We start from the raw sequence: 21,910 nt of genomic DNA, 5'->3' as shown, positions 1-21,910 counted from the left end.
TTTTTCCCGAACATAGTCTTCCTCTAATGAGTCAATTGTATGCTCGCAGAGATGGATCATACTGTTTAATATCAGCCGCAAACCGTTTTGTGAATTTTACTTTTTTCTTCAACAAATCCAATTGCCGCTGGGCATCGTCAACACAAGTTGTAAGGTTCTCGCGCTCATCCTGAGGGTGAGATTCTACTTGTTCTCTCTGCTGATCAATAATGAGTTGTGCCGATTTAATTATACTGTCTGATTCTTTGTTCAATGCAAACCACTTTCTAAGAAGATTATCATTAATACCAGAGACGTCATCTAAATCGGTCTCCAAACCATTTTCATCTGTACTTGTCCAATCCTTTTGCTGGCGAGCAATACAGCATTATAGCAATAACAGCCAGTATGTAAAACTTTGTTTTCATATAATTTCTTATTTAATTTCTCTTGTGATTATTTTCAATTATAAAACAGTTTTATTTTTACTGTTTTTTCTGGTTTTCAATTTGTTGTCTTTACTGTTCGCTAATTTAATAGTAGTAGCAATGGGAAAATTTTCTGGGAAAATACCTATTGTTTCTTTAATTGCTTCACGAGTTTTTAATCCAACCGCAAAATGAATACTATTAGCCTCAACAATATCATTAACTTTATCATTATTGAGCTTCTCTGTAGTTTGGGTAACGCGAAATAAATTAGCCGCTAATTCAGTATTGTCCATACGATCCAGAATATTTTCATCAGAATCAAGTCCTCTAATTTCCCGGATTGCTTTTACATCCAGACCTCCATAGAGTCCTCTATATCCATGGTTTTGAAAAATGCATAATCTGCAGGCTTTACAATACCTGCTTTTCTGGCGACTCCGGCTAATTGAAGATTTTTTTTGGCCAGTTCTTTACGAAGAAAATATCTTCTTTCTTTTACTATTCTAAAATTATTACTTTTCTGTCGCTGACTTAATTCCTGCAGGCGGGCTTGTATAGCAAAATACGCTTGCCCAAGCGCCACCGGTTTTAAAGCTGGGTCTGCGTTTTGAATTATAAGATAACAGCCATACCGCGATAATTTGACATCTCCTCCATTTCTTTTTAAATCATTCCCAACTGATCTTATGGCACTAAAATCTTTAAAATGTAATCCTGTCTCCTGACCTGTATTAATGCAGGAAGCCTTTGCCTTATCGAGCACTTCAATAAATGAACTATACTTAGAATACCCTAGCAATTTTGCAAGATCCTTGGCACTCCAGTATTCATATCCAGTCTTATCTATTTTTCTAAGTTTCTCAAATATAGATATGCTTTTGCGTTGTGATTTAGTTGTTTCCATTTTGCTTTTTATTTAAAATCTGAGATTATTTTCTAAGCTTATCTTAAAATAAAATTATCCTCAATTACATGGTTGTTATAATCGAATACAGCAAATATCATCTATTAATCTCAGTAGTAAAATGATCTGTATCATCTTATAAGAAAGATTAAAATATAAAAAGATGATCGTAATCATTTTCAATTTTTAGGTATCAAACTACCTTTAAAAACAAATTTAAAAGCCATAAAAATGAGAGATTTAAAAGAAATGAAAATGGAAAAATATATTTTAAAGTTTTGTGATATTGGTATTGGAGATATTAGTAACGTTGGAGGGAAAAATGCTTCTCTGGGAGAAATGTACAATAATCTTAGTCCACATGGTATTAGAGTTCCCAATGGTTTTGCCATAACAACAATTGCCTACAAAGATTTTATAGAATATAATCATTTAAGTTTTACACTAAATGAGCTGATGTTCCTCCTAGACAAGAATGACTTTACTAATCTAACTGAAATTGGCTCAAAAGCAAGAAAGCTGTTACTTGATGCAAAGTTCCCCCTGGATCTTCAAACCGAAATTTCAGATGCATACTCCCTATTATGTGAAGACAGTGATATGGCGGTTGCCGTTAGAAGCAGTGCTACGGCAGAAGATCTAGCCAATGCAAGTTTTGCGGGACAACACGATTCATTTCTAAATATTAAAGGTACAATGCCGCTGATTTATGCCGTAAAATGCTGTTTTGCATCACTTTATACAGACAGAGCCATTAAATACAGACTCGATAAAGGATTTGATCATGACAAAGTATTTCTTTCTGTAGGTATTCAGCAAATGGTTCGCTCCGATTTAGCTTGTTCCGGGATCGGATTTACACTGGAACCAGAGTCAGGATTTCGAGATGTGATTCATATTGCCGGTACCTGGGGTTTAGGCGAAACAATCGTGCAAGGTATCGTTACTCCAGACGAGTTTCTTGTGTTTAAAAGATCCATTAAAAACAATAAAAAAGCTATTTTACAGAAAAAATCTTGGAGCAAAAAATAAGATGCTCATTTATAATGATAATCCTTCGGGTACTAATTCGACGGTTCTAAAAATTACGCCCCGAAAATGGTGCGATAAATTTGTTCTTGACGATTCTGAAATTGAAAAACTTGCAAGATGGGCCCTCATTATAGAAGAACATTATAATAAACCCATGGATTTTGAATGGGCGAAGGATGGCTTAAATGGCGAACTTCATATTATTCAGGCCAGACCAGAAACGGTACATTCCCTCGTAAAACCTATATCAATAACTACTTACAAACTGGAGAAAAAAGGAATTGCACTATCGCAGGGCGAAGCTGTAGGAAACCACATAATTTCAGGTACTGCGAGAATTTTATTATCGCCAAAAGAGGCTTCAAAATTGCAAAGCGGAGAAATTCTTGTGACTAATTTTACAAGCCCTGATTGGGATCCCATTCTTAAAAAAGTGGCAGGAATCATTACCAATAAAGGAGGAAGAACAAGTCACGCCTCTATAGTCGCCAGAGAAATGGGAACCCCCGCCATTGTAGGAACCGGTAATTCAACAGACATTATCAAAGACGGAGATCTTATTACCCTGAGCTGTGCAGAAGGAAAAACAGGCTATGTTTATAAAGGTAAATTGAAATACCTGCAGACGACCTCTCCACTAAACAAAATACAGCTTCCTGAAAAACCAAAAGTACAGCTTATCGTTTCTGAACCCGAGAAAGCATTTGAATTATCATTTTACCCAAATGATGGCGTGGGATTGCTACGACTTGAGTTTATAATAACCCACGATGTGAAGATACATCCCATGGCGCTGATCCATCCGGAAAAAGTACTTGATCCTGATCAAAGTTCAGCTATAACAAAACTCACACAAAACTATAGTAATAAGCCTAATTACCTCATCGAAAAACTCTCACAGGGTGTCGCAACAATAGCTGCAGACTTTTTATCCCAAAGAAGTCATTGTAAGAATGAGTGATTTTAAAAGCAATGAATACTCTCAACTTCTTGGAGGTTCTTTTTTTGAGCCTAAAGAAGAAAACCCAATGCTTGGATTCCGCGGTGCTTCTCGTTATTACCATGAAAAATACCGCGAAGGATTCAGACTTGAATGTGAGGCTATGAAAATGGTGCGCGACGAAATGGGACTTACCAATGTAAAGCTAATGATCCCTTTTTGCCGAACACCCGAAGAAGGGAAAAAAGTGTTATCTATCATGGCAGAATATGGTTTAAAACAACACGATAATGATCTGGAAATATATGTAATGGCAGAAATTCCCTCCAACATATTACTGGCTAAAGAATTTGTCGCAATTTTTGATGGTTTTTCTATCGGTTCCAATGATCTTACACAACTCACATTGGGCATCGACAGAGATTCTGAATTAATTGCGGATCTTTTTGATGAACAGAATGCGACTTCCAGACAACTTATTCTTCAAATTATAACTGCGACCAATAAAATGGATAAGAAAATTGGCCTTTGCGGACAGGCGCCAAGTGATTCGGCAGAATTTACAAAATTTTTAGTTACAGCAGGAATCAACAGTATCTCTTTTAATGCCGATGCTTTGATAAATGGCATTAAAAATATCAATACATCCTTAGCCCAAATAAGGCTAAAAAGAAATATTTCTGTGCACTAAAAAGAACTTCTGAAGTTATAAATTTAAAATGGAATTATTAGATAAAAATAAAAACACAAAACATTGATTATCAAAAACATTTAACGAAATTTGTTTAAAACAAATCGATTGCAAAATGAGAAACCAGGCACTTTTAAATGCAATTATAGAAAATGCAATCGATGGAATTATTACAATCAACGAAAAGGGAATTGTTGAATCTATCAATCCTTCTGCGTGCCGGCTTTTTTGTATAATCCTGAGGAAGTTATCGGCAAAAACATTTCTATGCTGATGCCTTCTCCAGATAGAGAAAAACACGATTCTTATATAGAAAACTATAAATCTTCAGGGATTCCACATATCATTGGACATGACAGGGATGTTCTTGGAAGAAAAAAAGACGGCAACATATTTCCTTTTAGACTTGGAGTAAGTGAAGTTAAATTTGAGGGTGACCGAATTTTTGCAGGTTTCATTCATGATATGAGCCACCAAAAAGAAGCAGAAAATCGTTTAATGCAATACACACAGCATTTAGAAGAACTTGTAAAAGACCGTACACAAACTTTAAATGAAACAATTGAAGCCTTAACCGTCACACAAGAAGAAGTAAGCAACACCCTGGAAAAAGAGAAGGAACTCAACAAAATTAAAAGCAGGCTCTTATCTATGGCATCTCACGAATTCAGGACACCGTTGAGCACCATTCAGCTCTCTACTGCCTTAATTCAACGATATGTGGAAGATTTAAACAACCCAAAAATTGAAACACATATACACAAAATAAAAAGTGCCATTGCAAACCTTACCGCAATTCTGAATGATTTTCTGCTTCTTGAAAAGGCTGAATCGAATAAAATTACACTGCAGATATCCAGTTTTAATCTGCAGGATTTTATTAAAGAGGTTATAGGAGAACTGAAGCTTCTCACAAAAAAGAAACAAAAGATAATATGTGTATCAAATACCGAAGTTGCTTTTGTAAAACTGGACAAAAACCTACTTAAAAATTGTATTATTAACCTCGTATCCAATGCTATAAAATACTCTGGAGAAGAAACCGAAATCGAACTATGGACTGCTATAACTGACAATGCCATAACCATCAACGTAAAAGATAACGGGATTGGTATACCTGAGGAAGATCACAAACATTTGTTTGAAGCTTTTTTCAGAGCCCATAATACAGGAAATATTCCCGGGACCGGTCTGGGACTCCATATTGTTTCACGTTATGTATCATTGATGAAGGGTACTATTTCATTTAAAAGCGCCGTTGATAAAGGAACCTTATTTACTATTGAACTCCCACGTTATGACTAAAATACTTATTATTGAAGATAATGACAATATCAGAGAAAATGTTGTTGAAATACTTGAACTTTCAGGATACGAGGTTTTTGCCGAGGCTAATGGAAAAAAAGGAGTTGAAACAGCGCTTAAAATAGTACCTGATCTTGTATTATGTGATATTATGATGCCTGAACTTGACGGATATGGTGTATTGCATATTCTTCATAAACATTCTGAAACACAGGCAACCCCTGTTATATTTTTAACTGCCAAAGCAGAAAGGGTTGATATTCGAAAAGGCATGGAATTGGGAGTTGATGATTACCTTACAAAGCCATTTGATGATATCGAATTATTAAGGGCAATAGAAGCCAGATTGAAAAAAAGAGCTACAGCAGCTTTTTTATGGACAGAGTGCCGAAAACCTAAATGCAGTTATTTCTAAAGAAGACGGGCTCGTAAAACTAAAAGAAATCATGCTTGATCGCAGTACCCGCCAATATAAAAAAAATCAATATATACATTACGAAGGTGATCATGTATCAGGTATCTATTATATCATAAGCGGAAAAGTGAAAACCGTAAAATTTACTCAGGAAGGACGTGAACTTATTACGGGTGTTTATAAAGAAAATGATTATCTGGATATCAGCATACTGTTTTCAAATGATACTTATAATGATGCCACTATTGCACTGGAAGATACGTTTTTGAGCTTCCTGCCAACAGAACAGCTTGATAAACTTCTTTTTTTATATCCGGATGTGGGAGCCAAATTCATTAAAATTCTCGCAAATGATATGAGAGAAAAGGAAGAACGATTGTCGCAGATTGCCTATATGTCAGTACGAAAAAGAATTGCACAAGGCATTGTACATTTACTTCTGCAAGCATAGTGCTGATGGCGACAGTATTAAATTCTCCAGAGATGATCTCGCGGCTTTTTCAGGAACTTCTCCTGAAACTGTAAGTCGCACTTTAAGTGATTTTAAGGAAGAAGGTTTGATTGAAAAAACAGCCAGTACCATACATGTACTTAACTTAGAAAAACTCAGTAAAATAAAAAACTAATGCTTCAATGTGATGAGTATCAATTTTCCACATGATTTTCGTCATCTTATCTACCGATAATCTGCTATAATTTTGATTAACAATTTTAATGAAATGTTTAATCTAAATTTTAGAACATCATGACAACACTAGTGCCAACCAAGAAAAACGTTTCTTTACCAAACGTTTTCGATGATTTTTTTAATGATGGTTTTCTTGACATGCCTTCATTTTTTGCTTTTACAAATCAAAAGGGAGCTTTTATGCCCAATGTTAATGTCATTGAAAATACCGATAATTTTGAAATAGAACTCGTCGCTCCCGGACTTCAAAATAAGGATTTCAAAGCAGAGGTTAAAAATGGAGTCTTAACTATCAGTGCAGAAAAAGAAGAAGAAACCAAAGAAGAAGATAAAAATTTTAGAAAAAGAGAGTTTTCCTATAGCTCATTCAGCCGTTCTTTTGCTTTACCAGATAATGTAGCGACCGATAAAATTGATGCTAATTATAAAAATGGAATTTTAAAACTGACACTACCAAAAAAGAACAGTAGTCCTACGACTCCTGCAAAACAAATTAAAATTGGATAAACCTAAAAGTAAGATGTGCTAATAAAATATATTTTTCAGGCACATCTTATTTCCTTTCTGATTAAATAATCTCAACCTGTTGAAATAATTCAATAACATGAAAGTAATTAAGCACTCAGGTCATGTCGTCCCTTTCGACATAGAAAAATTAAAACTTTCTCTTCAAAAATCCGGAGCTCATCCTGGTCTTATCAAAGAATCTCTTCTACAAATACAAAATCAAATGTATGAAGGCATAACAACCAAGGAAATATACAAGCTGGCATTTGCGATCTTAAAAAAAGCGTCAAACGCACATGTCGCGCGATATAACCTGCGGTATGCATTACAAATGCTTGGTCCGGCAGGTTTTTTCTTTGAAAAATTCATATCCAGACTTTATCGTTGCTGAAGGCTACAAAACAAGAACAAATCTAACCCTGCAGGGAAAATGTGTATCGCATGAAGTAGATGTAGCTTTGAAAAAAGAGAACAGGGTCTGGATGGTGGAATGCAAGTTTCACAGCGACAGAGAAGGCACTTCAGATGTAAAAGTTCCCATGTATATTCTTTCCCGATTTAATGACCTCAAATTGAAACAGCATACTATTTTTAGCGGAAGCGAAAACATCGATTCCTGTATAATAGTCACTAACAATCGATTTACAAAAGATGCTGAAAATTTTGCCATCTGCAGTGGAATAACTCTTTTGAGCTGGGATTATCCTAAAAATGACGGTATCAAAAATAAAATAGATAAAGGGGGGCTCTACCCTATTACCTGTCTCACAACACTCACAATGGTTGAAAAAGAAAAATTGCTTATTCTGGATCAATTACTTGTAAAAGATCTTATTAATGATTCAAAAAGCCTACATAAAATAGGAATTAGTGAAAACAGGATTCGAAATGTATTAAAAGAAGCTTCACAAATTTGTAAACTTATTTAAAATGAAAATAAAATTTATTGGAGGTGCCGGAACTGTAACTGGTTCAAAAACACTCATAGAAAGTAATGGTATTAGAATATTGATTGATTGTGGGCTTTTTCAGGGACTTAAAGCCCTTAGACAACTTAACTGGGATCCCTTACCGGTTTTGCCTTCTACAATAGATTATGTACTTCTCACTCATGGTCATCTGGATCATTGCGGCTGGCTACCAAGACTCGTTGCACAGGGATTCACAGGTAAAATATACTGTACTTCTCCAACTAAGGATGTGGCAAAACTTGTTCTTTTAGACAGTGCTAAAATTCAGGAAGAAGAAGCTAATAAAGCCAACAAAGAACATTATTCCAAACATGAAAAAGCAGAACCGCTCTATACTTTACAAGAGGCTGAAGCTGTTCTTCCATTTTTTAAAATTATACAGCCTAATATATCAACGGTTATAGCCAATAATATTGCGGCCGTTTTTACTGGTGCAGGACATATTATTGGTGCCTGCAGTATTACACTTACTCTTGAAAATAAAACTTTGGTTTTCTCGGGTGATATAGGACGTGATGATGATGTCCTCATGTTTGCGCCCACAAAACCTATACTTGGAGATTATCTTTTTTTAGAAAGTACATATGGTAACCGCATTCATCCTAATCTGGATGCTAAAAAAGAGCTTGAATACTATATCAATACTACTATCGAACAAAAAGGAACTGTTATTATTCCTGGATTTGCCGTTGAAAGAGCACAGTCAATAATGTATTTGATATGGGAGCTTAAAACTGAAGGCAGAATTCCAAATGTACCTTATATTCTGGATACCCCGATGGGTGCTAGTGTTTTGGATATTTTTTTACAGAATATGCAATGGCATAAAATCTCAGCCAGTGACTGTCATGAAATGTGCAAAATGTTTCGCATAGTTTCTGAGTTTGAGCAAACCCTAAATATTATTGAAGATCCTCAGCCTAAGGTAATCATTGCTGCAAGCGGAATGGTAACCGGAGGACGCGTATTATCTTATTTTGAGCATTATATAGGCCTTGAAAAAACTACCGTGATAATTGTAGGATATCAGGCAGAAGGAACTCGTGGAAGAAGACTTCTTGAAGGAACCGATGAAATTAAAATATACGGAAACTACTATAATGTAGAGGCTAAAATAGTCCAGATAGAAGGACTCTCTGCCCATGGAGATCAGCAAGATCTTGTAAATTGGCTTTCAGACCTTAAAAATGTTCCCAAATGTATTTACTTAGTACATGGAGAAAATCTTCCGGCAGATGAACTCCGAATAAAAATTCAGGATCGATATGGTTTTAAATGCAGTGTTCCGCTTATAGGAAGTGAAATAGAAATTTAGATGTTTTTTTTCTTTTGAAATATTTTACTATTTCAAACCATAATACAGATACTGAACCTGTCAAAACACATAAAATGAGCTGAAAAATTGCAGGCATTTCAAAATTAAATAAAGAACGCAAAAAGGGTACTGTAAAAAGTAATATAACTAAAAGTATTGTAATACCTATTAAAAGAGACACCATAAAATTTTTATACTGCAGTGTTACCCATAATGAATAATAAAAAGATCGATTTACCAATGTGAGCACAACATTAGCCGTAATCAAAGTCAAAAAAACCATACTTCTTGTTCTGTCTTCATTCCATTGATTATAAACTGACCATTGGTATATGCTTAGTACTCCAATAGTAATAAAAATCCCTTGTAAAACACTTGTTATCAATTCTTTTGTCTCAAAAAAGTAGAAGTTAATGCTCTTGGTCCTCTCTGCATGGTATCTGCTTCAGCAGGTTCATTCTCATATAGTATCGAACAGGTTGGCCCCATAATAAGTTCGAGCAGGATTACATGCGGCGGACTGAATATATTCGGATAAATCCATCCTAAAACAAGTGGAATAAAAACAATCAGAATTATGGGGATATGTATTGATATAATATATTGAATTGCCTTTTTTAGATTTGTATAAATTCTCCTTCCCATTGCTATGGCATCTACCATTTTAGAAAGATCATCCTCTACCAAAATTAATGAGGCAGCATCTTTTGCTATAGCTGTCCCTTTTTTTCCCATGGCAATACCTATGTGAGTCGCTTTAAGGGAAGGTCCGTCATTAACGCCGTCTCCTGTCATGGCTACAATTTGTCCATTTGCTTTGAGAGCGTTGACAATCCTTAGTTTAGCTTCGGGGAACATTCGACTAAACAAATTGATATCCATTACTTTATTTTGTAATTCTGAATCACTTAACTTCATCAGTTCATCTCCTGTAATGGATTTGTCAAATCCCCTAAAACCGATCTGCTGAGCAATCGCGTTTGTTGTGCGGTCATTATCTCCGGTAATAATTTTTACGCCTATTCCGGCTTTGTAAAAAGACTTCAATACCTGCGAAATATTATCTTTAGGAGGATCATAAAAAGCGACCAAACCTTTAAATACAAACGGAATTTCCTGTTGAATTTCTGGAAAATTATTTCCTTCCAAAATACCATTGGCAACACCAAGAACCCTATATCCTTTACCGGTTAGTTGATCCATAGCCAATAATACAATTTCTCTTTCTTTAGTTGTAAGATGGCAAACTTCAAAAATAGCTTCAGGTGCTCCTTTTGCGGCGATAATACGATTTTCTGCCTCATCTTCAAAAACATGTGTCATCATTGGCGGTTTACCTGATAACGGATATTCATGAATCATTTTAAAATTGACCGTCAAATCGTTAGCTGTAAATTTTTTATAAATATTATGAAGGGCGATTTCCATCGGATCAAAAGGTATCGGCTCACTGGCCCACATAGCTGTTGTTATAAGTTCCTCGGTTTCTTTTAATTCTCTAAAAGTATCAATGTTGGTTTCCAATCCAGATGGCAGATAAAGACTTGCCAATTCCATTCTATTCTGAGTTATGGTTCCCGTTTTATCTGTACAGATAATGGTTGCACTGCCCAGGGTTTCAACCGTTTTCATTTGTTTGACTACAATGCCCATTTTCATTAGCCGGCGCGCTCCTAGTGCCATAAATGTTGTAAAAGCAACAGGAATTTCTTCTGGTAATATACTCATTGCCAAAGTAAGCGCTACCAAAAGGCTCCCCAAAACATTACCCATTCTTGAATAATTGATAGCCCAGACTAAAATAAAAACTATAACTCCGGCAAAAACCATTTTTTTTATAAAATTCCCGATCTGAATCTCTAATGGTGTCTTTTCTTCGGCAATAGCTTCGAGACTACTTCCTATTTTACCCAGCCTTGTTTGATTGCCTATTTCTGTTACTTTAATTATAGCCAGTCCGCTCACAATATTAGTTCCCGAAAACATTTTATTATCTTCCTTTTCTTTATCTTTAAAAACGGTCATTGATTCACCAGTAAGTATCGATTCATTTACAGAAAAATCATTTGAACGCATGATTACGCCATCAGCGGGAACCAATCCTCCTTCTTCAACTATTACCAGATCGGCTACAACAATATCTTGTGTTTTAATATTCTCTTGCTCGCCATTACGAATAACTTTGCATAAAGGCTCTGTAAATTCCTGTAATTTTGCCAATGCATTCTGACTTCTCTTTTCCTGGTAAAGTGATATTGCCGCAATTAATAAAATTGAAAATGCAAGGAATATTGCATCACTATATTGTTTATTGATAAAGTAAATCGCTGATGCAACAAGTAATAAAAGAATCATTGGTTCTGCAAAAATGCTTTTTAAAAAAGCTAAAAACCTGTTCTCTTTTTTATAATTATAGGTATTGATTCCAAATTTTGCTCTAAAACCTGCTACCTGCTCAACACTTAGTCCCTGTAATTCTTGTTCATTTGTATTCATAGGTCATATAGCTAAATTAGATTACAACATAATATTTAAAAGTACAAAATAAGCGTTTCGTTTAACGGTTGCTTCATTTAAAGTATTGAAATAGAACAATTACAATTATGCAACAATAACTGATGGAAATATATGTAGTCGTACTTTTAAAGCTTTTATAACCAAAGAATGTTCCTTGCAGAGTGTAAAAATTTTGAGCGTTTTATTGATCTTACTACTTTTCTCAATAATTACAATCGGTTTGAGTACAATATCGGTTATCTCTGAAAATTCATCTGATAGTAGTATAGTTGCACGGGCTGTACTTTTAAAACTTTTAAATTTTATTCCTTTATGTTTGGCTATACTAAAAAATGCTGTCATATAAGAACTTTCTACGGCGGCGAGAAATAAATGTTCTGCTGACCATGCATCGTCGTTTAGATTTTTTAAACACGAATAAGACGACACCTCTATATCATCGTTAAAAATAACGGTACTTACCCTTGCATTTTGATTCGCGTTACATTTCAAATCTACCTGATATTCCGCTGAAGTCTCCATATAATGATTTTTTGAAATATAGAAAGCAGTTCTCCACTGCTTCAAATCAATTTAACTGCTCATAACACTAAACTAAATTAGTGAGTTGCCTAATAAAAACAAATGATATCAAACATATCGTTTTAGGTGTTAAAAATTCAAACTGCAGATAAAAGTGCTAAAAATCATTATTAGAAATGATTCAGATCATTTTTACTCTTTGTGTTTTAATGCAATTTTACAAAGCTATTTTACAGCAATTTTTAGATACCTGATAGTGAACCAGCTTCTAATGATTTATAAAACTGAACCTAATCTTAACAACTAAAAAATAGTGAGCCATGGAAAATCAACAATTATTTGTAGCGAATTATAAAACACTGCGAGCAGGCTGAAGATGCAGTCAAAAAACTAAAAAAAAGTGGTTATGAAATTACAAAACTTTCAATAATTGGTAAAGACTGTTATACTGAACAAAATGTTCTTGGATACTTTAACATTTACGACAAAATGGAAAAATGGAGCACTACCGGATTATTTGCTATAGGACTATGCGGACTATTATTTGGATTTCTTTTTATTTTCAACTTCACCGCGAGTCTTCCCTACTTTAGAATACCAATAATATATGCTTGTGCGGCTATACTTCTAGGAGCTACGCTGCCACTTATTGGTATGGGATTTTCAAAAGAGAAAAACATAAAATATAAAACCGAAGTAAAAGCCCTAAAATATGTGCTATTTGCTCAGGAAACAAATGCCAATATTGAAATGATACGAAACATACTAGAAATTCATGTTCCTAAAGAAAATTCAATAGCAGAGAAAGAAAGTCGAATGCTTTTAGAAAGTCAAAGTTTCGAATTATAATAGAAATTTTAAAATTAATCCCTTTACTAACTATCAAAATGAGATGAAAATGAAAACAAATGAAGAATTACAAAGAGATGTTCAGAATGCTATCAAGTGGGAACCACAGTCGCATCTGCAGAAATTGGTGTAACTGCCAAAGACGGTATAGTAACACTTATGGGGACAGTAGATGCGTACTATAAAAAAATTGAAGCCGAAAATGCTTGCCAAAAATGTTGATGGCGTAAAAGCTGTTGTCGAGGAAATTGAGATCCGATATTCGAACGATAGTTCCGATGAAGATATAGCAAATAGTGCATTAAAAGCTTTAATTTATAACTTGGCCGTTCCTCATGAAAGTATTCAGATGAAAGTTGAAAAAGGGTGGATCACTCTTGAAGGACAAGTTACCTGGAACTACCAGAAAGAAGTCGCTGAGAAGTCTATAAGACATATAAAAGATATTAAAGGTGTTACAAATCATATCAGGATTAAAGCTGAAATACAAAACGAAATTGAGAAAAAAAAATATTAAAAGAGCCTTAGCACGCAACTGGACACTGCATTCTGAAAACATATTTGTCAGGGTCGAAGGGCAAAAGGTGATATTAACCGGAGCTGTTTCTTCTCTTTATCAAAAAGATCTGGCTGAAAAAATAGTCTGGAAAACCCCTGGAATCTGGTCAGTAGATAATCAGCTTATTGTCGAGTATAAATATGCCATATCAGAATAACTAAAAGGGAGATGCTTTTCTCCCTTTTATTCAGGATTTCAGAAAGCATAAAAAAATTCACTTTTACAGTATAACAAAAAAAAAATAATCTTAAAATAAAAGTCATGAAAACAATAATAACCTTAATGGCAATTACAGCAATTACAGCCGTAATCCTGATCAATAATATAAAAAAATCCAAAAAAAGTTAATTCTAAAATATAAATATCATGGAACCAAGCTGGATCATATTAACATTTATGAGTATCGTCATTTTAATTGTGATGATTTACATCTTTATACAAAATAATAAAGATCGCAAACAATATGAAAAAGATTTAAACACACCTTCAAATCTCTATGACAATGAATCTGAAGTAAATGACTTAGATAAATTTTAGTATCATTTTAATTTCTATCATAAATAACATAAATATGAAAACTACAATACTTTATGTACTGTTTGCTATTACAATGACGCTGACACTAGTGAATCGCTATACTGCTTTTTATATCAATAATTCAATACTTCATTTTGTTATCTTTTTTATTGCAATTATAACTTTTGTATTTATCATTGGTCATTTAACTGGAAAATTAAAAAGTATAAAATCACAGTTCCTGACATTCATTATCGTTGGGGTTTTATGTTTTTTACAATCCTTTCTCAACTGGGGCGGCGACTGGAAAACACAAAACATTTTATACAGGAACTTAACCAACAATAATAAAACGATAGAATTTCAAATGCGTGGTGACCGTTTTTCATTAGGATATAAAAAACGGGTAATAAACAGATTCAAATTATTTCCAGGATTTGACTGGACTACTGATATTGACACTATAACAATGAATCACAGGCAATGGGAAAAAAATGAATCTCTATGTAAATGAAATGAAGTTATCTTCAAAATAGCTCTAAACTGGCTTTCTTATCAATTTAAAAAATAGCCATCGCCTTTTGCCTATTATACAAAACTAGAAAACATGAAAAAAATACTTGTTACCACCGACTTATCTTACCGTTCCAAACCAGCCGTACGTTTTGCGATACAGCTTGCCTCGCAGACTGGGGATGAACTTACGTTTTTATATGTAAATACATCTATTATTATTGATCCCTGGTCAGCTGTTACTTTTGCCGGTCTTCCTGAGCCTGATACTAAAAAACAGGAACAAGTCCTTACCAAATTTATACATACACTATACAGACAAACCAAAATACAACCGGGTAAAATAAATTATAGAGTTGAAAATAAACTAGATGTAAATGAAGCCATTTTGGACTGTGTAAAAACAGTCAAAGCCGATTACATTTGTATGAGTACAAGAGGCGGCGGTCTTGTAAATAAACTGTTAGGCAGTCATACTACCAGAATGTTACATGATTCACCCGTTCCGATACTGGTTGTTCCCAGACATTACAGAATAAAAAAAATAACTAACGTTTTATATCCATCTGATTTAGAAAATATTCAAAATGAGTTGCCTTTGATTAAAAAATTCACTGCTTCATTTGATGCTTCAATCGCAGTATACCATTATGATTATTTTAAAGAGGAAGAAGAAATCAATAAAAAATTTAATAAAATAGAGCATAAATTCAAATCCGAGAAAGTATCCTTTTATTTCAAAAAATTAAATCCGGAAGTATCTTTACTACGTCACCTGCAAATTGACATTATAAAAACCAAACCTTCGATTATAACGATGTTTGCTAAAGAAAACCGAAGCTGGTTTGAGCAACTTTTTGAGCCCCTTAAAACTTCTGAAAAGGGTTTTAATACAAGAACACCAATGCTTGTTTTTAGAAAATAATTAATTTCAACTAATTCGGATAAAGCGGCTTCCGTGTTTTCCGTACCACTTTGTAATCCCTCTATCTTACTGCTTGATTATATTTAACCGGGTTTGAACCCTAATTATATTCCATTAAAAAAGAATAATTCAAAAATCATCACAATGAAAAAAATTAAATGGATTACTATACTGTCTTGCATTTTATTGGCGCAATGTTCAAGTTCAAACATGGTCAGTTCCTGGAGGACCTCAGCCCCGGCTAATCTTGAAACTGGCCGAATTGTGGTAGTTGGAATAATAAAAGAAGAGGACAAATCACTTCATAAACAAATGGAAAATCATCTTGCTGATGATCTTTGCAATCTTGGTTATGATGCCATATCTTCTATTGAACTTTATGGGGTTAAAACACTTGAAGGACTTGATGAACAACAGGTTCTTTCGAAATTAAAACAAAATGACATAGTTCGCAGTTTTAACAATTGTATTACTTAGTAAACAAAAAGAAAAATACCATGTACCAAAAAGCATGTTTGACTTAGAAGACAGATATAATACTAGTAATTTTTCGATTTACTATACCGCTATTTATGGCAAGATATACGAAGAAGGATATTATGTTAACGATACGAATTATTTTTGGGAAAGTAATCTTTTTAGCATTTCAGACCAGAAGTTAATATATTCAGTAGAAACACAATCCTTTAATCCTTTCAATAAGGCAAGTATGGCACATGAGTATGGAAAATTAATTATATATGATATGCTCGAAAATAATATAATTAAGGATATTCATAAAAGAAGAGAATGAGAAAACATGGCTTTTATAACGGATACAAAAACTTAAATTAAGAGATCTAAATTCAAATCCAATTAATTGGTTTTGGTTGAAATTTTGGTTTTAATCCATAATGTTTAATACTATGTTCAATGATAAAAAGCTTTGCTTCTTCAATATCATCTGTTATCATAAATAATTTAGAATCAGCATCATTTATAGTTCCCCGCTGTTTCATAAGATTAATATGTTCAATGAGTGCTTTATGATATTGTGTGTTAAAAATTATAATAGGAAAGTTTTTAATCTTGCCAGTCTGGATAAGTGTCAGGGCTTCAAAATATTCATCTAACGTTCCAAAACCACCGGGCATGACCACAAAGGCAAAAGAATATTTTACTAAAAGTATTTTACGGATAAAAAAATGTTTTGTTTCTACCCATTTATCAAGATAGGAATTAGGCATTTGATCAACAGGAAGTTTAATATTACATGCAACGGATTTTCCTCCAACTTCTTTTGCTCCGCGGTTTGCCGCTTCCATAAGACCCGGTGCCGCCTGTCATTATCGTAAAACCAAGCTTGGCGTATTCACCTGCGGCTTTTCTGGTAAAATCATAATAAGAATGATCTTCGTTAAAACGTGCCGATCCAAAAAAAGTAATACAAGGGCCAATATTATAGAGTTTCCTAAAGCATCTTATGAGCTCCCATAAAGTAGCCAATATGAATTTCAGCTCGGTAAACCTGGATTGCGGGCCTTCTAAAAACTGAATTTCAGAGATATCGCTTTGAGTTTTCTGATGTTTCATGATTTATATTATTTAATAGTTAACATAAGTAAGGCTGTTCGAGATTCACTTTTAAATGATTTACTACTTTTATGACGCCGGGGGTTTTATAAGCAATTCTTTCAGCTTCTTCTTTTTGAAAAAGTGAACCAACTGTTCCGGATAACTGAACCGTTGCACCCGCAACCTGAATGTTAATTTCATCCATATCAAACGCCCAATGTCTTTGTAATGCCTTTTCGAGCAATTCTTTTTCGACCTGATCAAAAAGTTCTCTTTTGAGTTTAATGTTATTGATTACCCCTCTTATTCCTACTTGGTTTTCTACCAATTCCTGTGCAATATCTCTCTGGTAATTCCAAGGTAAGATGCCCTCAAGTGTAACCCAGCCTTTTTCTACGGTTATAGTTATGGAATCTTTTGGAACAATATGATTCTCTTTAAAATTACTGACAAGCTGTTCTGCAATAAGCTGATCAGAAACTGCAGATGATTTTTCAATTATTACCTGGATTTCATCTACAATTGTCGCTACTCCTTTAATTTTTTTGCGGCATGCAGGGCTTCGTTTTTTTTTACGAGTGAATCCACATTTCCCGTAAGGATAACTATTGCATCTTTTACAATCACGCCAATTTCTGCCGCATGCAACAAAGGCTCAAATTTAATTGCTTCCTGCACCTCTCTTTGCAAAATTTCATTACTTTTCATCTCTTTTTAATCTTAATTATTAATTAAATTCTACCACCAGTTCATTATCTACGTACCATACTCCCGGCGTATTCCATGCAATTCTTTCTGCTTCATCTTTCTGAAAAAGAGAGTCAACTATACCACTGAGGTATATTGTTTTACCATCAACTCTGACTTTTATATTGTCTACATCAAGAATCCAGTCATGCGGCGAAGGGCTTTTTCAACAATTTCTTTTCCCAGTTCATTTTTTATCTCGGCTTCTATCTTTATCTTATCAATAACTCCTCGTACTCCGGGCAGGTAACGAATAGCATTATCTGCCGCTTTCCTTTGAAAATTCCAATGAAGAATTCCTTTAAGAGTTACCCAGCCATTCTCTACGGTAACTCTGATTCTATGATCAGGAACCGCCCAGTTTCCATGCAGTGCTTTTATGACAGCACTGGCAATGTCAGTATCGCTTTTAATGTCCGAAAAATATAAATCAACTTTTACATCATCTACAACTGCCTTTACTCCGGCAACACTTTTTACAGCATGCTCGGCCTCTTTTTTTTGAGTGTAATTATCCACCGTTCCTCCAAGAGTAACGATACCATCTTTGACATTAACATCAATTTCATTAGAGCTTAAAAGAGGTTCCCATTTGATGGCATCGATTACTTCTTTGCGCAAAACATCATTACTTTTTTTCATGGTAAAAATTTTTAAAATTCTACTTAGACTAATATGCTTTAAGCTTTTTAGTCATTGATTTTTAGCAAAATTCGAATAATGAAAGCGAAATAAAAATGATTCTTATCAATCTTAAAAATGATCTACAGCATATTATTATAAAATCATATCCTATAGTTTTGTCAAAGAAAATTGTCTGTGAATTCCGCTGATAAAATATACTAAAACATATTGATTCATAATTGATTACATTATTACGACAGCCGTTAAAACCGAATATTTTTTTGATTTTTAAACAATTAAAAAAATAGAGTTTATCTAATTAAAAAATTAATCAAATCTTAAGCATACAAAAAAAATAAGATACCAGACAATTCGTTATTTCGTATATATCTAAAAACATACTCCAGAATGAAGTTAATTACATTATTCCTTTTATTAATAGTGCTTCCTATAAATTGGGAACCTGACTTTAATAACGCCAAAAAAATGGCAAAGGAAAAACACGAATTAATCCTGCTGAACTTCTCCGGTTCAGACTGGTGTGGCCCTTGCATCGTCTTGCGCAGAGACTATCTTGAAAGTCAGGTTTTCACAGATATGGCCAATGAAAATCTGGTACTCGTTAATGCTGATTTTCCAAGAAAAAAGAAAAATATAGGCACTGCTGAACAGGTTAAACGAAATGAAGATCTAGCAGAAATTTACAATAAAGAAGGAAGTTTCCCCTAACCCTGCTTTTGGATGCGGATGGAAAAGTTCTTAAAACCTGGCACGGAAAACCTGAAACTACTCCTGAGCAGTGGACAGCCGAAATAAAAGCAATCTGTGATAGCAAAAAGTAACATACTGAAAAAACAGAAGTATTCCGAGTCCCTAAAACTCATGGGAAACAACTTTACTATAACTGTTGTGGCCGAAAATGAGAAAACAGGAAAGGAGAATATTAACCTTGCTATTGAAGAAATCAGACGCATCGAAAGACTTTTGACTACGTATAAAGACGACAGTCAAACCAATCTGATTAATGAAAATGCAGGAATTAAACCTGTAAAAGTAGATCCTGAAGTTTTTAATCTTATCGAAAGATGTATTGGAATTTCAAGAATTACACAAGGTGCATTTGATATTTCTTACGGAAGTATCGATAAAAGTCTTTGGAATTTTGACAAAACAATGACCAGTCTTCCTAATGCTGAAACGGCACTCAAAATGGTACATCTTATCAATTACAGAAATATTATTCTGGACAAGGAAAACACAACCGTCTTTTTAAAAGAAAAAGGAATGCGGATTGGTTTTGGAGGTATTGGAAAAGGATATCGCCGAAATGGCAAAACAAGTACTGCTTAAAAATAATGTACAAAGCGGTATTATTAATGCAAGCGGCGATCTTTCTGCCTGGGGATTACAGCCTAATGGCAAAAAATGGACCATTGGCGTAGCAGATCCTGATTCGCCAAATGCGGCATTCTCTTATATGGTAATCTCCAATAAAGCAGTCGCAACATCAGGTAATTATGAAAAGTTCGTAACCATTAACGGCAAAAAATATTCGCATACCATTGACCCAAAAACAGAGTCGCCAATAACCGGAATAAAAAGCGTTACCATCATTGCTTCAAATGCAGAATTTGCAGATGCAATGGCCACTCCAATAGCGGTAATGGGCATTAAAGCCGGCTTGTTTTTAATAGATCAGATACCGGAGTTATATTGTATTATCATCGACGACAACAATAAAATTTACACATCAAAAAACATTAACCTGAAATGAAAAAGCCAAAGCAAAAAAATCTCGTGCTCCTATGCAGTATTGCTTTTATCGGCATACTGTCCACTTCCTGCACTTCGGTAAAGGAATACCAGAAAGGAAAAATCAACGATTCTGAAATGGTCCTTTCTAATAGAAAAATCGAAAAAACAGAACTCAGTTTTCAATCCTACCGTGAAGGAGCTTCCGGAGCAAATTCAGGAAAAAGCGGCGGTGGTCGCGGTTGCAACTAATTTTCATACTACCAAAAAATGAAAAGAATATTCATTACAGGATTTGCTTTACTGGCATTATTTCAAACAAGAGCGCAAAATGTCCCTACTGATTCTACCAGCTATAAAAGCAAAAAATTAAAATTGGAAGAAGTAAATCTTGTTTCCAGTTATTATAAACAAGACGGAAATAATTCGGCCGTTACAGGAGGGATTGGTTCTGAACACCTTACCGATATTGCTAATACCATAGATGTTAAACTGGTAAAGTACGGCGAAACCGGAATCAAACACACTTTTGATATCGAAGCAGGTATTGACCATTATACCTCAGCATCATCAGATATGATTGATTTGAGTGCCAATTCATCAGCATCCTCTGCAGATAATCGCTTCTACCCTTCTCTAACTTATCTGAGAGAAAACGAAGAGAAAGGAAGAACATTGGGTATTGGCGTTTCATCATCAACCGAATTTGATTATCAGTCTTTTGGAGGTAATATAAGTTTCTCACAAAAAACAAAAGACAGAAACGGAGAATTTACCGCTAAATTCCAAACCTTTATCGATCAGCTAAAACTGATTGAACCTGTTGAGCTTCGCACTTCGGGAGGCGAAGGTTATGGCGGCGCGAACCGAAATACTTTTGCAGGGACTTTGAGTTATTCTCAGGTGGTAAACAAAAACCTTCAGGTAATGCTTGTGGGTGATGTGATCAGTCAAAACGGATATTTAAGCCTTCCTTTTCACAGGGTTTATTTTACTGACGGTACTGTTCATCAGGAAAAAATGCCCGATACAAGGTTAAAAATACCGCTGGGAATCAGAGCAAGTTATTTCTTAGGTGACAATGTAATTATCAGGGCTTATTACAGGTATTATAGTGACGATTGGAGCTTAAAAGCACATACCGCTGATCTTGAAATTCCGGTAAAATTAACACAGGCATTTTCACTTAGTCCGTTTTACCGATATTACACACAGACAGGAACGAAATATTTTAAACCATACGGAGAACATACTGCCGCTGATGAATACTACACCAGCAACTATGATTTGTCTAAGTTTGACAGCAGTTTCTTTGGAATGGGAATGAAATTTACTCCACTTAATGGAATTTTTGGTCTTAAACATTGGAATACTCTGGAGATACGTTACGGCCATTATACCAGAACTACCAATATGACTTCGGATATTATAAGTATCAATATTAAATACAAATAAAAAACAATCAATACAACTAGAGTATTAAAATATCTGGACTTACTCTCTTATGAAGTTGCCTTCTAACTTGCCACAAAAATTTAATTTGCATTTTTCTTAATTCTTTCAATTCAATTTAAAGATGTAATTTTTTTTCTATTATTCCACATAAAATTGTATTTTTGCCTTTCAAAATAATTGAGAATTATACATTCATTTT

General features: G+C 34.3%; 35 protein-coding genes and 2 pseudogenes. 25 read left to right on the top strand and 12 right to left on the bottom strand.

The genetic code is table 11. From position 1 onward, the window contains the following. Window positions 1-31 precede the first annotated feature (31 nt). The 3 genes from ACZZ95_RS11800 to ACZZ95_RS11790 form a co-directional block, all read right to left on the bottom strand. A complete protein-coding gene (locus tag ACZZ95_RS11800) occupies window positions 32-316 on the bottom strand; it encodes a hypothetical protein (protein WP_463469171.1) in 285 nt (94 codons plus the stop codon). Window positions 317-445: 129 nt separating this feature from the next. Next, window positions 446-703, bottom strand: coding sequence for a hypothetical protein (locus tag ACZZ95_RS11795; RefSeq protein ID WP_463469170.1), 258 nt, complete (start codon window positions 701-703; stop codon window positions 446-448). A 53-nt stretch (window positions 704-756) separates the two neighbouring features. Next, the gene (locus ACZZ95_RS11790; RefSeq protein WP_463469169.1) at window positions 757-1,314 is read right to left on the bottom strand and encodes a BRO family protein; all 558 of its coding nucleotides are present in this window, start codon (window positions 1,312-1,314) and stop codon (window positions 757-759) included. 231 nt (window positions 1,315-1,545) lie between these two features. Between ACZZ95_RS11790 and ACZZ95_RS11785 the strand changes: the two genes are divergently transcribed. The 12 genes from ACZZ95_RS11785 to ACZZ95_RS11730 all read left to right on the top strand — a co-directional run bounded on the left by ACZZ95_RS11785 (window position 1,546) and on the right by ACZZ95_RS11730 (window position 9,178). Beyond that, window positions 1,546-2,346 carry a PEP/pyruvate-binding domain-containing protein gene (locus ACZZ95_RS11785; protein WP_463469168.1) on the top strand — a complete coding sequence of 267 codons (801 nt, stop codon included), beginning with the start codon at window positions 1,546-1,548 and terminating at the stop codon, window positions 2,344-2,346. Continuing rightward, window positions 2,276-3,307, top strand: a complete 1,032-nt coding sequence (locus ACZZ95_RS11780) for a PEP-utilizing enzyme (protein WP_463469167.1) — start codon at window positions 2,276-2,278, stop codon at window positions 3,305-3,307. Before ACZZ95_RS11785 ends, ACZZ95_RS11780 begins: the two co-directional genes overlap by 71 nt. Beyond that, entirely contained in the window at window positions 3,300-3,977 is a 678-nt protein-coding gene (locus ACZZ95_RS11775) for a putative PEP-binding protein (RefSeq protein ID WP_463469166.1), read from the top strand. The genes ACZZ95_RS11780 and ACZZ95_RS11775 overlap by 8 nt, the downstream gene beginning before the upstream one ends. 115 nt (window positions 3,978-4,092) lie before the next feature. Further along, entirely contained in the window at window positions 4,093-4,251 is a 159-nt protein-coding gene (locus ACZZ95_RS11770; RefSeq protein WP_463469165.1) for a PAS domain S-box protein, read from the top strand. Next, on the top strand, window positions 4,194-5,282 hold the full coding sequence (locus ACZZ95_RS11765; RefSeq protein WP_463469164.1) for a PAS domain-containing sensor histidine kinase: 1,089 nt from the start codon (window positions 4,194-4,196) through the stop codon (window positions 5,280-5,282). The genes ACZZ95_RS11770 and ACZZ95_RS11765 overlap by 58 nt, the downstream gene beginning before the upstream one ends. Then, on the top strand, window positions 5,275-5,697 hold the full coding sequence (locus ACZZ95_RS11760) for a response regulator transcription factor (protein WP_463469163.1): 423 nt from the start codon (window positions 5,275-5,277) through the stop codon (window positions 5,695-5,697). The genes ACZZ95_RS11765 and ACZZ95_RS11760 overlap by 8 nt, the downstream gene beginning before the upstream one ends. 31 nt (window positions 5,698-5,728) lie before the next feature. Then, entirely contained in the window at window positions 5,729-6,148 is a 420-nt protein-coding gene (locus ACZZ95_RS11755) for a Crp/Fnr family transcriptional regulator (protein WP_463469162.1), read from the top strand. Further along, the gene (locus tag ACZZ95_RS11750; RefSeq protein WP_463469161.1) at window positions 6,123-6,323 is read left to right on the top strand and encodes a helix-turn-helix domain-containing protein; all 201 of its coding nucleotides are present in this window, start codon (window positions 6,123-6,125) and stop codon (window positions 6,321-6,323) included. The genes ACZZ95_RS11755 and ACZZ95_RS11750 overlap by 26 nt, the downstream gene beginning before the upstream one ends. Before the next feature lie 119 nt (window positions 6,324-6,442). After that, on the top strand, window positions 6,443-6,892 hold the full coding sequence (locus ACZZ95_RS11745; RefSeq protein WP_463469160.1) for an Hsp20/alpha crystallin family protein: 450 nt from the start codon (window positions 6,443-6,445) through the stop codon (window positions 6,890-6,892). Window positions 6,893-6,989: 97 nt separating this feature from the next. Beyond that, on the top strand, window positions 6,990-7,283 hold the full coding sequence (locus tag ACZZ95_RS11740; RefSeq protein ID WP_463469159.1) for an ATP cone domain-containing protein: 294 nt from the start codon (window positions 6,990-6,992) through the stop codon (window positions 7,281-7,283). Continuing rightward, the gene (locus ACZZ95_RS11735; protein ID WP_463469158.1) at window positions 7,249-7,821 is read left to right on the top strand and encodes a restriction endonuclease; all 573 of its coding nucleotides are present in this window, start codon (window positions 7,249-7,251) and stop codon (window positions 7,819-7,821) included. The genes ACZZ95_RS11740 and ACZZ95_RS11735 overlap by 35 nt, the downstream gene beginning before the upstream one ends. Window position 7,822: 1 nt before the next feature. After that, window positions 7,823-9,178: an MBL fold metallo-hydrolase gene (locus tag ACZZ95_RS11730; protein WP_463469157.1), complete on the top strand. Its 1,356-nt coding sequence runs from the start codon at window positions 7,823-7,825 to the stop codon at window positions 9,176-9,178. On the opposite strand, the gene ACZZ95_RS11725 is transcribed toward ACZZ95_RS11730, so the two are convergent. The 3 genes from ACZZ95_RS11725 to ACZZ95_RS11715 all read right to left on the bottom strand — a co-directional run bounded on the left by ACZZ95_RS11725 (window position 9,153) and on the right by ACZZ95_RS11715 (window position 12,217). Next, entirely contained in the window at window positions 9,153-9,563 is a 411-nt protein-coding gene (locus tag ACZZ95_RS11725) for a cation transporting ATPase C-terminal domain-containing protein (protein WP_463469156.1), read from the bottom strand. The genes ACZZ95_RS11730 and ACZZ95_RS11725 overlap by 26 nt on opposite strands. Next, window positions 9,560-11,674, bottom strand: coding sequence for a cation-translocating P-type ATPase (locus ACZZ95_RS11720; RefSeq protein WP_463469155.1), 2,115 nt, complete (start codon window positions 11,672-11,674; stop codon window positions 9,560-9,562). Before ACZZ95_RS11720 ends, ACZZ95_RS11725 begins: the two co-directional genes overlap by 4 nt. Window positions 11,675-11,779: 105 nt before the next feature. Then, window positions 11,780-12,217: an OsmC family protein gene (locus tag ACZZ95_RS11715; protein ID WP_463469154.1), complete on the bottom strand. Its 438-nt coding sequence runs from the start codon at window positions 12,215-12,217 to the stop codon at window positions 11,780-11,782. A 489-nt stretch (window positions 12,218-12,706) separates the two neighbouring features. Here ACZZ95_RS11715 and ACZZ95_RS11710 point away from each other — a divergent pair, with 489 nt between their 5' ends. The 9 genes from ACZZ95_RS11710 to ACZZ95_RS11670 all read left to right on the top strand — a co-directional run bounded on the left by ACZZ95_RS11710 (window position 12,707) and on the right by ACZZ95_RS11670 (window position 16,372). After that, window positions 12,707-13,066 carry a hypothetical protein gene (locus tag ACZZ95_RS11710; RefSeq protein ID WP_463469153.1) on the top strand — a complete coding sequence of 120 codons (360 nt, stop codon included), beginning with the start codon at window positions 12,707-12,709 and terminating at the stop codon, window positions 13,064-13,066. A 96-nt stretch (window positions 13,067-13,162) separates the two neighbouring features. Continuing rightward, on the top strand, window positions 13,163-13,288 hold the full coding sequence (locus tag ACZZ95_RS11705) for a hypothetical protein (protein ID WP_463469152.1): 126 nt from the start codon (window positions 13,163-13,165) through the stop codon (window positions 13,286-13,288). Next, window positions 13,269-13,583, top strand: a complete 315-nt coding sequence (locus ACZZ95_RS11700; RefSeq protein ID WP_463469151.1) for a BON domain-containing protein — start codon at window positions 13,269-13,271, stop codon at window positions 13,581-13,583. Before ACZZ95_RS11705 ends, ACZZ95_RS11700 begins: the two co-directional genes overlap by 20 nt. Continuing rightward, window positions 13,564-13,782, top strand: a complete 219-nt coding sequence (locus tag ACZZ95_RS11695) for a BON domain-containing protein (protein WP_463469150.1) — start codon at window positions 13,564-13,566, stop codon at window positions 13,780-13,782. Before ACZZ95_RS11700 ends, ACZZ95_RS11695 begins: the two co-directional genes overlap by 20 nt. Before the next feature lie 209 nt (window positions 13,783-13,991). Then, complete coding sequence (locus tag ACZZ95_RS11690; protein ID WP_463469149.1) at window positions 13,992-14,162, top strand: hypothetical protein; 171 nt, start codon at window positions 13,992-13,994, stop codon at window positions 14,160-14,162. Between the two features lie 34 nt (window positions 14,163-14,196). After that, a complete protein-coding gene (locus ACZZ95_RS11685; protein ID WP_463469148.1) occupies window positions 14,197-14,655 on the top strand; it encodes a hypothetical protein in 459 nt (152 codons plus the stop codon). A 93-nt stretch (window positions 14,656-14,748) separates the two neighbouring features. Beyond that, window positions 14,749-15,579 (top strand): universal stress protein, encoded by an 831-nt coding sequence (locus ACZZ95_RS11680; protein WP_463469147.1) that lies wholly within the window; start codon window positions 14,749-14,751, stop codon window positions 15,577-15,579. A gap of 144 nt (window positions 15,580-15,723) precedes the next feature. Continuing rightward, window positions 15,724-16,056 (top strand): hypothetical protein, encoded by a 333-nt coding sequence (locus ACZZ95_RS11675; protein WP_463469146.1) that lies wholly within the window; start codon window positions 15,724-15,726, stop codon window positions 16,054-16,056. A gap of 34 nt (window positions 16,057-16,090) precedes the next feature. After that, on the top strand, window positions 16,091-16,372 hold the full coding sequence (locus ACZZ95_RS11670; RefSeq protein WP_463469145.1) for a hypothetical protein: 282 nt from the start codon (window positions 16,091-16,093) through the stop codon (window positions 16,370-16,372). A gap of 52 nt (window positions 16,373-16,424) precedes the next feature. Here ACZZ95_RS11670 and ACZZ95_RS11665 read toward each other — a convergent pair whose 3' ends face one another. From ACZZ95_RS11665 to ACZZ95_RS11640, 6 genes and pseudogenes are all read right to left on the bottom strand, one after another. After that, window positions 16,425-16,883, bottom strand: coding sequence for an LOG family protein (locus ACZZ95_RS11665; RefSeq protein WP_463469144.1), 459 nt, complete (start codon window positions 16,881-16,883; stop codon window positions 16,425-16,427). A gap of 287 nt (window positions 16,884-17,170) precedes the next feature. Continuing rightward, the gene (locus ACZZ95_RS11660; protein WP_463469143.1) at window positions 17,171-17,461 is read right to left on the bottom strand and encodes a BON domain-containing protein; all 291 of its coding nucleotides are present in this window, start codon (window positions 17,459-17,461) and stop codon (window positions 17,171-17,173) included. Window positions 17,462-17,467: 6 nt separating this feature from the next. Next, a pseudogene (locus ACZZ95_RS11655) lies at window positions 17,468-17,560 on the bottom strand (BON domain-containing protein); the annotation flags it as partial. Window positions 17,561-17,661: 101 nt separating this feature from the next. Next, entirely contained in the window at window positions 17,662-17,841 is a 180-nt protein-coding gene (locus ACZZ95_RS11650; protein WP_463469142.1) for a BON domain-containing protein, read from the bottom strand. Window positions 17,842-17,860: 19 nt separating this feature from the next. Further along, on the bottom strand, window positions 17,861-17,962 hold the full coding sequence (locus tag ACZZ95_RS11645) for a BON domain-containing protein (RefSeq protein ID WP_463471660.1): 102 nt from the start codon (window positions 17,960-17,962) through the stop codon (window positions 17,861-17,863). Between the two features lie 47 nt (window positions 17,963-18,009). After that, window positions 18,010-18,522, bottom strand: a complete 513-nt coding sequence (locus ACZZ95_RS11640) for a BON domain-containing protein (RefSeq protein WP_463469141.1) — start codon at window positions 18,520-18,522, stop codon at window positions 18,010-18,012. A gap of 390 nt (window positions 18,523-18,912) precedes the next feature. Here ACZZ95_RS11640 and ACZZ95_RS11635 point away from each other — a divergent pair, with 390 nt between their 5' ends. The 4 genes and pseudogenes from ACZZ95_RS11635 to ACZZ95_RS11620 all read left to right on the top strand — a co-directional run bounded on the left by ACZZ95_RS11635 (window position 18,913) and on the right by ACZZ95_RS11620 (window position 21,711). After that, entirely contained in the window at window positions 18,913-19,233 is a 321-nt protein-coding gene (locus ACZZ95_RS11635) for a thioredoxin family protein (protein ID WP_463469140.1), read from the top strand. 153 nt (window positions 19,234-19,386) lie between these two features. Beyond that, a pseudogene (locus tag ACZZ95_RS11630) lies at window positions 19,387-20,278 on the top strand (FAD:protein FMN transferase). Beyond that, a complete protein-coding gene (locus tag ACZZ95_RS11625) occupies window positions 20,275-20,508 on the top strand; it encodes a DUF4266 domain-containing protein (protein WP_463469139.1) in 234 nt (77 codons plus the stop codon). The pseudogene ACZZ95_RS11630 and the gene ACZZ95_RS11625 overlap by 4 nt, the downstream one beginning before the upstream one ends. An 18-nt stretch (window positions 20,509-20,526) precedes the next feature. Further along, window positions 20,527-21,711 (top strand): DUF3570 domain-containing protein, encoded by a 1,185-nt coding sequence (locus tag ACZZ95_RS11620; RefSeq protein WP_463469138.1) that lies wholly within the window; start codon window positions 20,527-20,529, stop codon window positions 21,709-21,711. Window positions 21,712-21,910: the final 199 nt, after the last annotated feature.

This window comes from Flavobacterium sp. AC267 (assembly GCF_979258715.1).
Note: the sequence above shows the minus strand (reverse complement) of the source record. Positions and strands in the feature narration are given on the sequence as shown.

Coding starts and splice junctions, on each gene's coding strand:
- ACZZ95_RS11795 (WP_463469170.1), bottom strand. CDS start 703: ATGGACAATACTGAATTAGCGGCTAATTTATTTCGCGTTACCCAAACT.
- ACZZ95_RS11790 (WP_463469169.1), bottom strand. CDS start 1,314: ATGGAAACAACTAAATCACAACGCAAAAGCATATCTATATTTGAGAAA.
- ACZZ95_RS11785 (WP_463469168.1), top strand. CDS start 1,546: ATGAGAGATTTAAAAGAAATGAAAATGGAAAAATATATTTTAAAGTTT.
- ACZZ95_RS11775 (WP_463469166.1), top strand. CDS start 3,300: ATGAGTGATTTTAAAAGCAATGAATACTCTCAACTTCTTGGAGGTTCT.
- ACZZ95_RS11770 (WP_463469165.1), top strand. CDS start 4,093: ATGAGAAACCAGGCACTTTTAAATGCAATTATAGAAAATGCAATCGAT.
- ACZZ95_RS11760 (WP_463469163.1), top strand. CDS start 5,275: ATGACTAAAATACTTATTATTGAAGATAATGACAATATCAGAGAAAAT.
- ACZZ95_RS11755 (WP_463469162.1), top strand. CDS start 5,729: ATGCTTGATCGCAGTACCCGCCAATATAAAAAAAATCAATATATACAT.
- ACZZ95_RS11745 (WP_463469160.1), top strand. CDS start 6,443: ATGACAACACTAGTGCCAACCAAGAAAAACGTTTCTTTACCAAACGTT.
- ACZZ95_RS11740 (WP_463469159.1), top strand. CDS start 6,990: ATGAAAGTAATTAAGCACTCAGGTCATGTCGTCCCTTTCGACATAGAA.
- ACZZ95_RS11730 (WP_463469157.1), top strand. CDS start 7,823: ATGAAAATAAAATTTATTGGAGGTGCCGGAACTGTAACTGGTTCAAAA.
- ACZZ95_RS11720 (WP_463469155.1), bottom strand. CDS start 11,674: ATGAATACAAATGAACAAGAATTACAGGGACTAAGTGTTGAGCAGGTA.
- ACZZ95_RS11715 (WP_463469154.1), bottom strand. CDS start 12,217: ATGGAGACTTCAGCGGAATATCAGGTAGATTTGAAATGTAACGCGAAT.
- ACZZ95_RS11710 (WP_463469153.1), top strand. CDS start 12,707: ATGGAAAAATGGAGCACTACCGGATTATTTGCTATAGGACTATGCGGA.
- ACZZ95_RS11700 (WP_463469151.1), top strand. CDS start 13,269: ATGCTTGCCAAAAATGTTGATGGCGTAAAAGCTGTTGTCGAGGAAATT.
- ACZZ95_RS11690 (WP_463469149.1), top strand. CDS start 13,992: ATGGAACCAAGCTGGATCATATTAACATTTATGAGTATCGTCATTTTA.
- ACZZ95_RS11685 (WP_463469148.1), top strand. CDS start 14,197: ATGAAAACTACAATACTTTATGTACTGTTTGCTATTACAATGACGCTG.
- ACZZ95_RS11680 (WP_463469147.1), top strand. CDS start 14,749: ATGAAAAAAATACTTGTTACCACCGACTTATCTTACCGTTCCAAACCA.
- ACZZ95_RS11675 (WP_463469146.1), top strand. CDS start 15,724: ATGAAAAAAATTAAATGGATTACTATACTGTCTTGCATTTTATTGGCG.
- ACZZ95_RS11670 (WP_463469145.1), top strand. CDS start 16,091: ATGTTTGACTTAGAAGACAGATATAATACTAGTAATTTTTCGATTTAC.
- ACZZ95_RS11665 (WP_463469144.1), bottom strand. CDS start 16,883: ATGGAAGCGGCAAACCGCGGAGCAAAAGAAGTTGGAGGAAAATCCGTT.
- ACZZ95_RS11650 (WP_463469142.1), bottom strand. CDS start 17,841: ATGAAAAGTAATGAAATTTTGCAAAGAGAGGTGCAGGAAGCAATTAAA.
- ACZZ95_RS11640 (WP_463469141.1), bottom strand. CDS start 18,522: ATGAAAAAAAGTAATGATGTTTTGCGCAAAGAAGTAATCGATGCCATC.
- ACZZ95_RS11635 (WP_463469140.1), top strand. CDS start 18,913: ATGAAGTTAATTACATTATTCCTTTTATTAATAGTGCTTCCTATAAAT.
- ACZZ95_RS11625 (WP_463469139.1), top strand. CDS start 20,275: ATGAAAAAGCCAAAGCAAAAAAATCTCGTGCTCCTATGCAGTATTGCT.
- ACZZ95_RS11620 (WP_463469138.1), top strand. CDS start 20,527: ATGAAAAGAATATTCATTACAGGATTTGCTTTACTGGCATTATTTCAA.